This is a genomic window from Streptomyces sp. RPT161, from assembly GCF_027533845.1.
GTDB classification, from domain to species: Bacteria; Actinomycetota; Actinomycetes; order Streptomycetales; family Streptomycetaceae; genus Streptantibioticus_A; species Streptantibioticus_A silvisoli_A.
In genome coordinates this window covers 37,089-50,473 of record NZ_JAPZVN010000017.1, presented here as the reverse complement: position 1 = coordinate 50,473, position 13,385 = coordinate 37,089, and the positions used below count along the sequence as shown (strand labels likewise).

The following is a 13,385-nucleotide window of genomic DNA, read 5'->3' as shown; positions in this document are numbered from 1 at the left end:
GTCACTTGGGCGTGGGCGCGCTGGGCAGCGGCATACGGTGGACGATGGCTGCCGCGTACCGGTGGTAGTGCCATTGCTCGTACCCGAGATGGCTCTCCCCGCGGATACCGAGGTCGGCGTTCTCGAAGAGTTCCCAGCCCGGGCGGGTGACGATCTCCTGCATGCCCGCGGTGTCCGGGTAGTAACCGCACTGCCTCTCATCGTCGTTGAGGGCGATGAGATACTCGCCGAAGAAGATTCCGCCTGGTGCGACCATGTTCATCGCATGGTGGACGAGTTCGCGGAGCGTGTGTTGACGGTTGGGCGGCATCGACCACAGGCCGCTGCCCATCACCAGTTGGAAGTCCGCCTCGGCGGGCAGGGTCATGTAGTCCTGCTCCACCACCTTGCACCGGTCCTCGAAGCCTTCGGCGGCGATGCGGTCGTACAGGCCCACGATGTCGTGGTGGCCGTCGACGAGGTCCAACTCGCCACCGTTGAGGAAGAGTTGGTCGGTCTCGACGCCGACGACCTCCCATCCGGCGCGGAGGAGGGGCAGGGCGAACTTGCCGTCGGAGATGCCCAGTACGCAGGCCCGCGGCCGGACCCGACGGGCGTACTCTCCCAGCGGGATGTACCGCGACAGCGCGGGGAAGTAGGAGTAGTAGTTTCCCCAGTAGCTCTTGTGATCGACGTCGAGCATCTGCCCTCCCTCGGGCCTGTTCTCCATGGCGTGATTCATGACACCACTCCGGTCAGGGCTTCGGCCGCGCTGTTGCGGACGCTGCCCCACCTCTTGGCCGCTGCCTCGTGGATGTACCAGATGTCGTCCTCCGTCAGCAGTTTGGAGACCACCTCGGGGTATGCCTCCTCGAAGTAGGTGAAGGGCGGCCGGTTGTCCTTACGCGAGTGGTAGTCCAGCCGGTCCTGCCCGTGTGCGGCGGTTATGGCGGTGCCCGGGTGGTAGGTGAGGATGTTGGGGCTTGCCATGATGAGTAGTTCGTCGTCTATCAGTCGGCCGATCTCCTCGATCGTCTCCTTGATCGTCTCCCGATCCTCGCCGTCCAGCCCGAAGAGCACCGAGCTGCCGACCCGGATGCCATGGCTCCTGATCGTGGTGAGCGCCTCGCGCACCTTGCTCACCCACGCCTCCGGGTTGCGGCGCAGCAGGTTCTTGCCCACGTTGTTCATCACGCGTTGGGCCATGCTCTCGATACCGATGTAGATGTACGTGCAGCCGCTGCGGCGCATCAGGTCCAGCCCGGCGCTGACCTCCGCGGACTTTGCTCGGTTGAGGACGACGTCCACAGTGAGTTGCGCGCCCCACTCGAAGGGGACATCTGCGGGTTGCCCGGCACACAGATCCATCAGGTCATGGCAGAAATCAGTGATCGCCTTCCAGTTCCCGCCCCAGAAGACGGGGTCGTCGAAGAAGGCGGCCTCCGCACCCCAGTGGATCAGTTGCTGGATTCGGGCGGCGGCGTGTTGGGTCTCACTGACCGCGAAGCGGGTGGGCCGGTTGGAGACCTGGATGCTCTCCGAACAGAAGGTGCATTTGAACGGGCAGGCGTCCAGGGTCATCATGTGCGCCGTTCGACTGCCGAGCACTGAGCTGTTGGCCTGGGTGAAGATGCCGAATCGGGCGCGGATGGAGAACGCCTCGTAGGGAGAGGGCAGTTCCGTCGAGGTGAGGCGGCGCCCCAGCACCGGCTGCACGAGCGTCTCGTCCGGGCAGAGGGCCACCACGGTGCCGGATCCGGCCAGATCCTCGTCGGCGGACGCCAACAAACTCATGGCGTCGAGCACCTCTTCGGCCCGGGTGGGACCGAAGCCGGGCGTCGCGACCAGTGAGACCGCTTGCAGCAGCAGGTCGAGCAGTGGTGCCCCGTCGCCGGCGACCACGAAGTCGACAACCTGACGGGCACGGCCGTCACGGATGACCTCGACGGTGCTACTCCACGACAGCTCGGCGGTCCCCAGGGTGCGGTTGTAGCGAATCGTTTCGTCAGCGTGTCTGCCGCCAATGACCACGACACAGTGGGGGACGTGGGCCTTGGCCAGCTCGGCCATCTCAAGTGCGTACCGGTGGGCCGCCGACACCGCGCTGAGCAGAACGACCTTGGGCTGGAGCGCCCGCAGTTCCGCGACCAGCCGGTCGCGTGCCACGTCGTCCCAGACGCGAGGATCGAAGATGTGGCCGTCCGTCGTCGGGTTCTCGGCGATCAGCGAGTCCCGCGGGCCGTTCGCCGCGCGGCGGTACTCATCGCCCGGATAGCGCCCCCAGTCCGGATAGACGTCGTCGGGTGAAGGCTGATCCGGTAATCCCGACTGCATCCGTGCGACCGACCGCCGTATGGTGAGCGTGAGAGCGGAGTAGAGGCACATCGGGTCACCCGGGTAGGCGATCTCCCCGCCTCTGCTCGTGGCAACCGGTACCAAGGCCGCCATGACCGGGTAGTGGTAAACAGGCTGTCCTGTGGCCGACTCGAACAGTTGCCGTCGTCGTGTGACGCGCTCCGTGAGACCCTGCTGTGCGCTCCGCCGGTCAGCGCAATGGGGCTCCAGGGGAGTGCGAACCGTCATCCTCACCTGCGGATCCCGTTCTTCGCGCACGATCAGATCGCAGCGATCAGGTCCGCGACCCGGTCACTCGATGCCGGGCTGGTCACGAGGGTCGTCGTGTCGCCGAGCTTTCGATAGGCATGAGTGGCCAGGCAGGCACGAGCCACGTCGGCGAAGTCGGTGTTCGCCTTGCGCTGGGCGATGGCGTCGACCACGGAGACATCGCCCGCCTCCGCGGCTTGCCGCAGTCGGAGTTCGAAGTCGATGAGTTCGCGTGCGGTCTCCCGGGCACCGTCCGTGGTACCGGGGAACGCGGGCAGGCTGGCCGCCAGGGCGGGCTCCTCGACGATCTTGTTGGCCAGGCCGGCCTCGTTCTCGTAGAAGTGGAAGGTGCCCGACTGGTGGATGTAGGGACCGCAGGGCACGTTCAGCAGCGATGCCGCGTATTGCTGCATCCCCATGAAAAGGAACGCATCGTAAGGCAGCACGGTCAGCGCCTGCTGCGCCCGCATCACGGTGAGCCAGGTCAGTGCGCCGTCCCGGAGGAACAGGTGGACACCCACGGCACAGGGGTATTCGCGTGACTGGCGGAAGTTGTCCTCAGGTTCCAACACCAGAGCGAACGCCCGGCGGTGCGCCGGGTCCCGCTCGATGCGGCCGACCACTTCCTCCAACTGGTTGCCGTTGGCGGTCAGCAGCCGGTGCCCGAAGGCACCGCTCAGAGTGTGCTGGTCGTCGGAGTACTCGTGCGCGCCGCGGCGGTAGTACGCCGGAGTGCCGACGTCGTTGCGGCCGTCGAGGGACCAGGCAAGCAGCCCGAAACAGTAGGAGAGGTTGATCGGTAGATGCGGACTTACCGCCAGACAGGAGGTCGGATCCTGAATTCCTCTCTGGTAGGCGATCAGCTCCCGGTACGGCCGGTCGTTGCGGCCGAAGTCAGAGGCTTTGGAGAGCGGATCACGCACCGAGGGAACCTCCCGCCCTTCGGTGAGAATGTCGCGCAGGCCGATCGTGTAAGCGTCGGCAAAGGATTGGCAGTTGGTCATCGTAACCTTCCGTGACGCGTTGTGTGGACAGGGCGATTTCGCGGAGCTTCGCCGTTGCGCGGCCGCACGGCGAAGCGGACAGAACGCCTTGGCTCCGACTCATCTGCTCGCTCGGACCTTCGGATCAGCCCAGTGCGTTGGGCAGGTTCGGAACGCAGACCATTCCCTGGAGCTACCGAAAGGGAAAATGCTGCCCGTTGGGGCGTCAGTCCTGGTTCGCGTCCTTGCCGAACGGAATGCCGTTACAGGCTCCACGCGAACCGTACGCCCGGCCAGCGCGGTTGGAGCCGCCGTAGTGGAAGCGCTGGTCGGTGGTGACCGTGGTCGGGGCGGTAGCGACCGCAGCGGTGGCGGTCCCTGTCGGTGCCATCGCCAAGTGTGCACCCATGGCCATTCCAGCCAAGGGTGAATGATGCATCGTCAACTCCTTTTGCATACCCGCAAGTTTGACGTCGGTGCCCCGCACATGTTTCACGCCTGTTGCCGGTAGGCCAACCCCTTGTTGGCCCCCTATCCAACCCCTATTGCGGGCAGGCTCCACTTCGGTGTTGATTAAACGCAGGGCCGTCGGCCGACCGTCGGCCTTGGTGTGGTCGGTGACGGCTGACGTGACGGTGGAGGGTGCCGGAATGTAAGTCCACGCTGGTCAAGCCGGATGTCGATGCTCGTGGAGGGTGCGGCCGAGCCGGTCGCGTCGGCGTGTGTCCAGTTGGGCGACCCCACCCGGATCGACGATCGCAGGGGTCGAGGGGAGTGCCGAGCCGCGCGGGATGTTCCTCGACGGATCGGGTGGTGGCGAAGGAGCGTTCCATCTCACGTCGGAAGGCGAGGTAGACCCCGGCACCGAGAGCGGCGGGGGCCGAGCGCTCGGCTGGGTCCGCGAGGCGCCGTGCGGCGTGGCGTGGCCGCGAGTGAGGGACCGGCGGCTTGACGCGAACCGACGGGCCGACCGCCCCTTATCAGGGTTGCCGACTCGTGGGTTCATCCCGAAGCGCCTTCAGTTTTCGCGAACGCGCGGCGCGCGGTGTGACGCCCGTGAGTTTCACGCGACTTGCGCGAGTTCCGCGGTCCCGTCTCGGCCGAAGAGATGGAGCGGTTCGCGACCGATGTGGGGGATCGACGGCGCCCGGCTAGTGGAGTGCGTCGGCTGCGGTGTACAGAGCGCGGATCAGGCGGTCGTTCTCCGGGGCGGCAGCGGCAGGGAAGGGGGTCCGCCGACGGGTGTAGCCGTACGCCAGACCATTACGCGGATCGGCGAAGGCCTGCTGGCCGCCCGCGCCGCTGTGCCCGAACGCGCCCTGGCCCAGCACCGGGTAGTACTCGGACGTGGCGTGAAAGCCGATCGCGAACGCCTTCTGCGCACGCTGAACCACGTCGTAACCGATGGACTGGATCTGTCCGAACGCCGCGGCGGTGTTCGGCTTCAGCAGCGGCGCCGCACCGTTCACCGAACTGATCGAGGCCGCATACATCCGGGCCAGGCCGCGCGCCGAGGCCACACCGCCAAACGAGGCCGGGCCATTGGTCCGGACCGCCTGGAAGTTCGGCAACTCCCACACCTGCGGGCCCTGCGGATGATTCCGGTTGAAGGCGATACCGGGCAGGCTGTTGGCGGCGGTCGTGCCCGCCGCCAACGCGGCGAGCCGCTCGGGGGTCGCCAGCATCGGCTGCGCGCTGAGGAAACGGGATTCCTGGTCTTCCGGCAGCCCGAGATGGAAGTCCACCGCGAACGCGTCACGTACGCGCTCGGCGAAGTGCCTCTGAATGCTGCGACCCGTGACGCGGCGCACCACCTCACCGCTCAGCGCCGCTATGACCAGCGCGTGGTAGCCGAACGCGCTACCCGGCCGCCAGTACGGGCGCTGCGCGCCCAGACGCTCCGCCACGATCCGGTCATCGGCGAGTTCCTCAAGGGTGAACCCACCATCCGCACCGACCAGGCCGGCCTGGTGCGCCAGCAACTCGCGCAGGGTGATGTCCCGCTTGCCTTCAACGGCGAACTCCGGCCAGTAGTGGCTGACCTTCTGCTCAAGGTCCAGCACACCGTCCTGCACAAGCGCCGCGACGACCAGGTGCGCGGCACCCTTGCTCGCGGAGTACGCACCGAGCAGTGAATCACCGGTCATCTCGGGGCCGGTCCACAGGTCCACGACCAGCTCGCCGTGCCGATATCCCACCACCTGCGCGGCATAGTCGCCGCCCTCGGCGGCAGCGACCGCGGCGAACTCGTCCCGTACCGACTCGAACCCCCCAGCCGCAGTGCCCTGAACCGCGCTGCCTTCCGCCATCGCTACCTCCCAAGGCTGTCGTGATGTCCAGCTTGAACCGGACGCGGTGCGAGCCTAGCACCGTTTGTGACCAGTGGACACAAATGTTTTTGGCCAACGGTTACTAACTCCTGGTGGCCCTCTTCTGTTGAGGAATCCTCGCTGCGAGCGCCTGTCGCTGGTTGTTCTTGTATGGTCCTGACCATGGCTGATTCCACTCCAGCCCGGCAGCGTCCGGGGCGTCCCGCGCAGATCAGCCGCGAGCGGATCGTGGACGCCGCACTCTCCGTCGGCAACCTCGACACGCTGACCATGCGGGACCTGGCTGCCCGCCTGGGGGTCACCCACGGCGCCCTCTATCGCTGGGTCAAGAACCGCGACCAGGTGTTCGACCTCATCAGCGAGGTCATGATTGAGCGCATCCTTCCCCCCGGCGGCCCCCGCGGCCGTAGCTGGCGGCCCTGGCTGGCGGCCGTCGCCTGGGCGATGCACGACCAGTTCCTCGCCGTGCCCGGCTACGCCACCCGCACCTCACGACCACACCGCCACACCTCCCATTCCTTCGGGCGACTCCGGCAGGAGGTCATCACCGCCTTCTCGAACGCCGGAGTCCGGCCCGACCTGGCCGAGCAGAGCTGGTACATCTTCATCACCTCCGTCGTGAGCTGGCTCGCCGCCCAAGAAAACCCCCTCGACCTCGGCCACGGCGCCCCTCGCTTCGAGCTGTTCCTCGACACCCTCCTCCGAGGCCTACCAGCGCGAGAACCAGGCACCCAAAGATGACAAGCACCCCGACCCCGTGGATGCCGGAAGTGCATCCACGCTGGTCAGGCTGCATCTCGGTACGGGAGCGTCATGAACTGGGCTCTGCCTGACTTTCGCTGGTGACGAGGCGTGACTGGCATCGCGACTTGGCATGCGGGATGTCAACGAGCTTGTGGGCGTGGTGTTTTCGGGGTCGTCCCGGCCCGGCGCGCTGCGTAGCCGCCGCTGCAACTCGTCGAGAGCCCGCTTGCCTTCCTTCCGCACGGTCCCCGTCGGCGTTCCGGTGTCCGGCACGCCGACCGCGTCGTAGTCGCGCGCCAGGAGCAGCCCCAGCACCGCGTCCGCCAACGCCTGGCGGGTCGCGGCCTTCTTGCGTTCAGCGCCCCCTCTCGGTCACATCACTACGCTAGTGCATCCGATCCCTAAGTTTACCGATTGCGCTTTTTAATCGACTCCACTTATGGTGTTGGTGTCCGGCCGCCCGACCGAGGTCGACCGGAGGATGTTCCGCCGGGCGGCGACGGCTGCCGCCTGCCATCACCCGAGCACCGCGTCCCTCACCAATCCGCCACACCTCACGGCACGTTCCCATCCCGACGGCCGCGCAGCGAGGCCGCAGGACGACAGCGTGCACCGGCACCACCGCGGCGGACGACCACTCCCTACAGAAGAGGGATTCCACCCGTGACCACCACACCCCGCATCGCGATCATCGGCGGCGGACCCGCCGGACTGATGTGCGCCCGCATCCTGCAACAGCACGGCATCGAGCCAACCGTCTACGACGCCGACGCCGCCGTAGACTCCCGAGACCCGGGAGGCACACTGGACCTGCACGCCGACGCCGGCCAGATCGCCCTGGAGGACGCCGGCCTGATGGACGCCTTCATGGCGCTGGCCCGCCTCGAAGGCCAGGCAAAGACCCGCCGGGACCACCACGGCACCCTCCTGGCCGAATACATCCCGGCCGAGGGCGACACGGCAGCCCCCGAGATCGACCGCGGCCAACTGCGCACCATGCTCTTCGAACACCTCAAGCCCGGCACCGTCCGCTGGGGACACAAACTGCTCCAGGCCGTCCCGGCCGGTGACGGGACACACCACCTGGAGTTCGCCAACGGCACCCGCGTGCAAACCGACTTGGTCATCGGGGCCGACGGAGCGTGGTCGAAGGTCCGTCCCCTGCTCACCGACGCGGTGCCGCAGTACCTCGGGGTCTGCTTCCTCGACGTCCGCTTCGACGATGTCGACAACCGCCACCCCGAGATCGCCGCGCTCGTCGGTGACGGCCACATGTTCACCAACGACAACGACGGCCGCGCGATAATCGTCCAGCGCAACAGCAACAACATGGTCCGCGGCTACATCGCCTTCCGCGCCGAAGCCGAATGGCACACCGAAGCCGGCCTGGACCTCGCCGACCGTGCCACCGTCCGCGCCTTCCTCCTGCGGGAGTTCGGCGGCTGGTCACCGACCATGCGTCCGCTGCTCACCGACAACGACAGCGACTACGTACCCCGCTCCTTCTGGGCCCTGCCCGCCCCCCTGACCTGGAGCCACCTCCCCGGCGTCACCCTCATTGGCGACGCCGCCCACCTGATGGCGCCCTTCGGCGGACACGGCACCAACCTGGCCCTCCTCGACGCCGCCGAACTCGCGCAGGCCATCGCCAAGGAGGACGCCATCGACAAAGCCATCACACGCTACGAAGCAACGATGTTCCCCCGGTCCGGCGAACTCGCCACCGGTTCCAACAACGCACTCCGGGGGTTCTTCGCCACCACGTCCCCAGACGCCCCGCACCTTCCCCCGGACCACGCCCAGGAGCACAGGAACTACATGGCCAGGGCAGCCGAATACCGCCGCCGTCAAGCCCGAGCCGATCATGCATAGGACATCGGCAGTCGACCGCGAGAACGCCGATCTGTCAGTTCTCGGTGCGCCCGACGGTGCCGGAGTACTGGCGCTGGACTCCGGCGGAGACGGTGCCCTTCCTCGCGAAACCGGTGGCGTCAATGATCAGGACGCCGCCGTCGGCGCCGAGGTGTCGCAGCCCAGGGCCTCGGTACCTCGCGGGGAGCGGGGCCGCTGAGGCCCGGGGGGAATGACGAGCGTGAAAGGGGCGCCCCATGCGTCTGGGTCGTGCGCATGGCGGGGCGACCGGGGCCCAGGTCCCCATCCGGCGAGGGATGGATCAGCGGCGTCGAGCGTGATGAGGGCCCTCTCGTTCTGCACCAGGGCATCGGCCCACGCCGCCACCGCGCCGACACCCTGAACCCCGTCACGAAATGCGCACGTCAGGACGTTAAGCTCCCAGCTCGAAGATTTTCCGATATCCAAATGAAGGAGCGCAGGCATGGCCGAGACCGGAGCCAACGTCTACTTCGATGTGACCGTGAACGACGAGCCGCTGGGCCGGATGGTGTTCAAGCTGTACGACGACGTCGTGCCGAAGACCGCGCGGAACTTCCGCGAGCTGGCCACGGGCGAGAACGGCTACGGCTACCAGGGCTCGACGTTCCACCGCGTCATCCCGGACTTCATGCTCCAGGGCGGTGACTTCACCAACCACAACGGCACCGGTGGCAAGAGCATCTACGGCGAGAAGTTCGAGGACGAGAACTTCGAGCTGAAGCACGACCGTCCGGGCCTGCTCAGCATGGCCAACGCGGGCCGCAACACCAACGGATCGCAGTTCTTCATCACGACCATCGTCACCGACTGGCTGGACGGCAAGCACGTCGTCTTCGGCGAGGTCGTCGAGGGCATGGACATCGTCAAGAAGATCGAGTCCCTCGGCTCCCGCAACGGCGCCACCAGCGCCAAGATCGCCATCAAGGAGTCGGGCACGCTGTAAGGGATCCAGCCAGGTCACCTCACGGCCGCGAAAGGTGACTCGAACTCACTCGTTCACCTGCTGAACGTCTGACAGCCCGACATGGTGTCTGCCATGTCGGGCCGTCAGACGTACAGGCTCAGCCCTTGACAGGTGGTCGTCGACCACAGGCTGCTCAGTGTTGTGCCGCTAGCATCTCGGCCAGCATCGCCACGGTGCCCGCGGTGACGGTGATCACACCTAGCAGCGTGGCGATCAGGCGCATCTTCTGCGATCGGAATCGCAGGGCGTCGAGATGGTGCTGGTGGCGGTAGCACGAGGCGATGTGGTCCATGAGGTGGAGCCTGTCCGCGATGTAGTGGCGGATGACGTCTTGTCGTTGCGAGGCGGTCAGCCATGGCATCCGGTCGGCGAATCGCTCGGCGAAATGCTGGGCCTGGCTGATCTCGGCCTGCCGGGACAGGTACGACTCGATCTCGGTGATGTCCAGACCGTCATGCGGGTCGCTTTCAGACGGCCGCCTGTTGGTCCTGCTGGCTTCGGTGCTCACCTGTCGGTTCCTTCTTGACCGTCGCCGGGTTCGCTTCCGGGCTGCTGTTCTCCGCTGATGGGGGCGGGTTCGAGGCCAGGGGCCAGTTCGCGTTCGGGGATCTCGGGGTGGTGCAGATCGAAGGCCGGAGATTCGGAGCGGATGCGAGGCAGCGTCAGGAAGTTGTGCCGCGGCGGCGGGCAGGAAGTCGCCCACTCCAGCGAACGCCCGAAACCCCACGGGTCGTCAACCTGGATCGGCTTGCCGTACTTGGCGGTCTTCCAGATGTTGTACAGGAAAGGAAGCGTGGATCCGCCGAGGATGAAGGAGCCGATGGAGGAGACCGTGTTGAGTGTGGTGAAGCCGTCGGCCGCCAGGTAGTCGGCGTAGCGCCGTGGCATGCCGTCGACGCCCAGCCAGTGCTGGACGAGGAAGGTGGTGTGGAAGCCGATGAACAAGGTCCAGAAGTGGAACTTGCCCAAGCGTTCGTCGAGCATTTTCCCGGTGAACTTGGGCCACCAGAAGTAGAATCCGGCGAACATCGCGAAGACCACGGTGCCGAACACCACGTAGTGGAAGTGCGCCACGACGAAGTACGAGTCGGAGACGTGGAAGTCCAGCGGCGGCGCGGCCAGGATGACACCGGTCAGACCACCGAAGAGGAACGTCACAAGGAAGCCGACCGACCACAGCATCGGTGTCTCGAAGCTCAGTGACCCCTTCCACATCGTGCCGATCCAGTTGAAGAACTTCACACCGGTCGGTACCGCGATCAGGAACGTCATGAAGGAGAAGAACGGCAGCAGCACACCACCGGTGACGTACATGTGGTGCGCCCACACCGTGATGGACAGACCGGCGATGGTGATGGTCGCGGCCACCAGGCCGATGTAGCCGAAGACCGGCTTGCGGGCGAAGACCGGAATGATCTCGGTGACGATGCCGAAGAACGGCAACGCGATGATGTAGACCTCGGGATGTCCGAACCACCAGAACAGGTGCTGCCACAGCAGTGCACCACCGTTGCCAGGCTCGAAGACATGCGCACCGAACTTGCGGTCCGCCTCCAGCACGAGCAGCGCGGCGGCCAGCACGGGGAAGGCCAGCATTACCAGCACCGCGGTCAGCAGCACGTTCCAGCAGAAGATCGGCATCCGGAACATCGTCATGCCCGGAGCGCGCATGCAGATGATCGTGGCGATGAAGTTGACGGCACCGAGGATCGTGCCGAAGCCGGAGAGGGCCAGACCCATGATCCACATGTCTCCGCCAACCCCCGGCGAGTGGACCGCGTCGGTGAGCGGCGAGTAGGCGAACCAGCCGAAGTCAGCCGCGCCCTGCGGAGTGAGGAAGCCTCCGATCGCGATCAGCGAGCCGAACAGGTACAGCCAGTAGGCGAACATGTTCAGCCGCGGGAACGCCACGTCGGGCGCGCCGATCTGCAGCGGCATGATCCAGTTGGTGAAGCCCGCGAACAGCGGCGTCGCGAACATCAGCAGCATGATCGTGCCGTGCATCGTGAACGCCTGGTTGAACTGCTCGGTCGTCATGATCTGCAGTCCGGGGCGGGCCAGCTCGGCGCGCATCAGCAGCGCCATGATGCCGCCGAGGAGGAAGAAGCCGAACGACGTCGCCAGGTACAGGGTGCCGATCGTCTTGTGGTCGGTGGTGGTCAGCCACTTCACGATCTCGTTGCCCGGCTGCTTTCGCCGTACCGGCGGCAGCTCGGTGGCCCCGCCGACGGCGCCACCCTGGGGTTCGTTGAGGATACTCACCGCGCTGCTCCTGGGACGCCATCAGATGCTCGAATCACCTGGCTCACCATTCCATCGGGTGCCATTCGGGCAGGGTGACCAGACCGCGTGAGGTCTGGAATTGAGCCATTCGGCCCATCCGTGCGTGTCTGGTCGCGGGCCGGGCCGCCGAGTGGGACCGGGCCGGTCTCCGCCACCGCGGTGGCGACAGTGGAGAGTCGCGGGTGGACGGGCGCGCCGACGGACCGGGCTCGTCAGCCCCAGGACCAACCGCGCACCCGGGCGATGTCCATCTGGGCCCATGAGCTGGGGGCGGGGGACCGGCCGTTCAGCGCGGTCTCGTTCTGGATGTCCCAGTCCGCGGGCGTGTCGGGAACCGCCGTGCGGGACTCGCCGACCAATCTGCCGTCGAGGTAGAACCGCAGGTCGCCGGGAGTCCACTCGATCCGCGAAGTGTGCCACTGACCCCAGGTCGCGCGGATGCCGAAGCCGTCCTGTTCGCCGTCGGCCGCGTTCATGTGGTGGGCGTACGCGTAGATTCCGCCGGTCCACTCTCCCTCGGGGAAGTCGACCTCGCAGTTGGGGCACCTGTTGTTGTCGGTCGGCGAGAGCAGGTGCGCGCTCTTGTACCCCGCGGCGATGTGGGAGACCCGCCACCTCTCCTCGTACGCGCCGTACCGCAGTCCCATGAGCCGCTTCGGCACGATGGTCGCCGAGTGAACCGGACCGGTGGCTCCGCGCCACATGCGGATGTGGAGTTGACCGCCTGATATCCAGAGCGTGGTGGCCGGGTCGTAGTAGCCGCCGACCGCGTAGTGGCGCTGTGTCGCGGTGTCCGGCCAGCCTGCCGGATACGCCCACCAATTGGTGGCCACGGCCGTCGGCAGGCCGCCGCAGTATGCCGCCGGGGTGTCGACGTGGTGCTTGCAGTCCGAGAAGGCACCTTCGGGCACCGGTGTGTTGAACGTGTCAGTGAAGGCAAGATGCCAGTGCGGGCGCCCAGTTGGCTGTGGTGTGGGCCGACTCGATCGGCGTGCCGACAGTGGCCTCGCGTGTCCGGGACCGGCGCAGGCGCCGAGCAGGGCGGCGGCGATGAGGCTGATCACAGCGGCACGACATCTCACGCTGCCCCCTCCAGTGCGCACGGCTTCCTGGCGAGGCTAGTACCCCTGAAATCGCAAGGCCATCGGTCCGCCCAACCGCTCGGGGGGCGTGGCATGTGGCCTGCCGGTGGGCATCGCTGTGGAGGACGCGTGGGCAGAGCGGACGATGGCAGTGGCCCTCGCCCATCACATCGCGCCGGACCTCTGACGGACAGCTCTCTGCGCATCGGCGGGAGCCGAAGCAGCGCGAAGGCGTTGGCCGCGGCGAGGTAGACCAGGCGAAGTAGCACGAGAGATCATGGTGGGCTGAAGGCCTGTCCGGTGGAGTCGGCGGAGGAGCGCGGGCACCGGAGGAAGCCGGTGATCAGGCCCTGACCTGGGCGGATGAATTACCGTACCTGCGCAGGGGGGGTGACGGGTGGTCACCCCGATTGGCACTGGGGCGGCTAGGGGTTGGCCCGAAGAGGACCGTCGCCCACAATTTTTCGGGAGAAGTCGACCAATTCGATCGACGGCTACCGGTCCCTCGCGTCGAGGATCTGAA

Annotated in this window: 11 protein-coding genes and 1 pseudogene; 3 read left to right on the top strand and 9 right to left on the bottom strand. The window is 66.6% G+C overall.

Annotated features, from left to right (window positions below; genetic code table 11):
• Position 1 precedes the first annotated feature (1 nt).
• The 5 genes from O5O46_RS26485 to O5O46_RS26465 form a co-directional block, all read right to left on the bottom strand.
• On the bottom strand, positions 2-682 hold the full coding sequence (locus tag O5O46_RS26485) for a hypothetical protein (RefSeq protein WP_269858097.1): 681 nt from the start codon (positions 680-682) through the stop codon (positions 2-4).
• Positions 683-717: 35 nt separating this feature from the next.
• Positions 718-2,313 (bottom strand): B12-binding domain-containing radical SAM protein, encoded by a 1,596-nt coding sequence (locus O5O46_RS26480; RefSeq protein WP_269858096.1) that lies wholly within the window; start codon positions 2,311-2,313, stop codon positions 718-720.
• A gap of 281 nt (positions 2,314-2,594) precedes the next feature.
• Positions 2,595-3,587, bottom strand: a complete 993-nt coding sequence (locus O5O46_RS26475) for a thymidylate synthase (protein ID WP_269858095.1) — start codon at positions 3,585-3,587, stop codon at positions 2,595-2,597.
• Positions 3,588-3,792: 205 nt separating this feature from the next.
• A complete protein-coding gene (locus tag O5O46_RS26470; protein WP_269858094.1) occupies positions 3,793-3,957 on the bottom strand; it encodes a hypothetical protein in 165 nt (54 codons plus the stop codon).
• Positions 3,958-4,717: 760 nt separating this feature from the next.
• Positions 4,718-5,875 carry a serine hydrolase domain-containing protein gene (locus O5O46_RS26465; RefSeq protein WP_269858093.1) on the bottom strand — a complete coding sequence of 386 codons (1,158 nt, stop codon included), beginning with the start codon at positions 5,873-5,875 and terminating at the stop codon, positions 4,718-4,720.
• A 183-nt stretch (positions 5,876-6,058) separates the two neighbouring features.
• Here O5O46_RS26465 and O5O46_RS26460 point away from each other — a divergent pair, with 183 nt between their 5' ends.
• Complete coding sequence (locus O5O46_RS26460) at positions 6,059-6,637, top strand: TetR/AcrR family transcriptional regulator (protein ID WP_269858092.1); 579 nt, start codon at positions 6,059-6,061, stop codon at positions 6,635-6,637.
• A gap of 666 nt (positions 6,638-7,303) precedes the next feature.
• Positions 7,304-8,512, top strand: coding sequence for an FAD-dependent oxidoreductase (locus tag O5O46_RS26450; protein ID WP_269858091.1), 1,209 nt, complete (start codon positions 7,304-7,306; stop codon positions 8,510-8,512).
• Between the two features lie 37 nt (positions 8,513-8,549).
• Here O5O46_RS26450 and O5O46_RS26445 read toward each other — a convergent pair.
• Positions 8,550-8,750, bottom strand: a pseudogene (locus tag O5O46_RS26445) (transposase); the annotation flags it as partial.
• A 225-nt stretch (positions 8,751-8,975) separates the two neighbouring features.
• Here O5O46_RS26445 and O5O46_RS26440 point away from each other — a divergent pair.
• The gene (locus O5O46_RS26440; RefSeq protein WP_269858090.1) at positions 8,976-9,476 is read left to right on the top strand and encodes a peptidylprolyl isomerase; all 501 of its coding nucleotides are present in this window, start codon (positions 8,976-8,978) and stop codon (positions 9,474-9,476) included.
• Between the two features lie 154 nt (positions 9,477-9,630).
• Here O5O46_RS26440 and O5O46_RS26435 read toward each other — a convergent pair whose 3' ends face one another.
• The 3 genes from O5O46_RS26435 to O5O46_RS26425 form a co-directional block, all read right to left on the bottom strand.
• Positions 9,631-10,005, bottom strand: coding sequence for a hypothetical protein (locus O5O46_RS26435; RefSeq protein ID WP_269858089.1), 375 nt, complete (start codon positions 10,003-10,005; stop codon positions 9,631-9,633).
• On the bottom strand, positions 10,002-11,759 hold the full coding sequence (gene ctaD, locus O5O46_RS26430) for an aa3-type cytochrome oxidase subunit I (RefSeq protein ID WP_269858088.1): 1,758 nt from the start codon (positions 11,757-11,759) through the stop codon (positions 10,002-10,004). Before ctaD ends, O5O46_RS26435 begins: the two co-directional genes overlap by 4 nt.
• Before the next feature lie 233 nt (positions 11,760-11,992).
• Positions 11,993-12,691, bottom strand: a complete 699-nt coding sequence (locus O5O46_RS26425) for a glycoside hydrolase family 16 protein (protein ID WP_269858087.1) — start codon at positions 12,689-12,691, stop codon at positions 11,993-11,995.
• Positions 12,692-13,385: the final 694 nt, after the last annotated feature.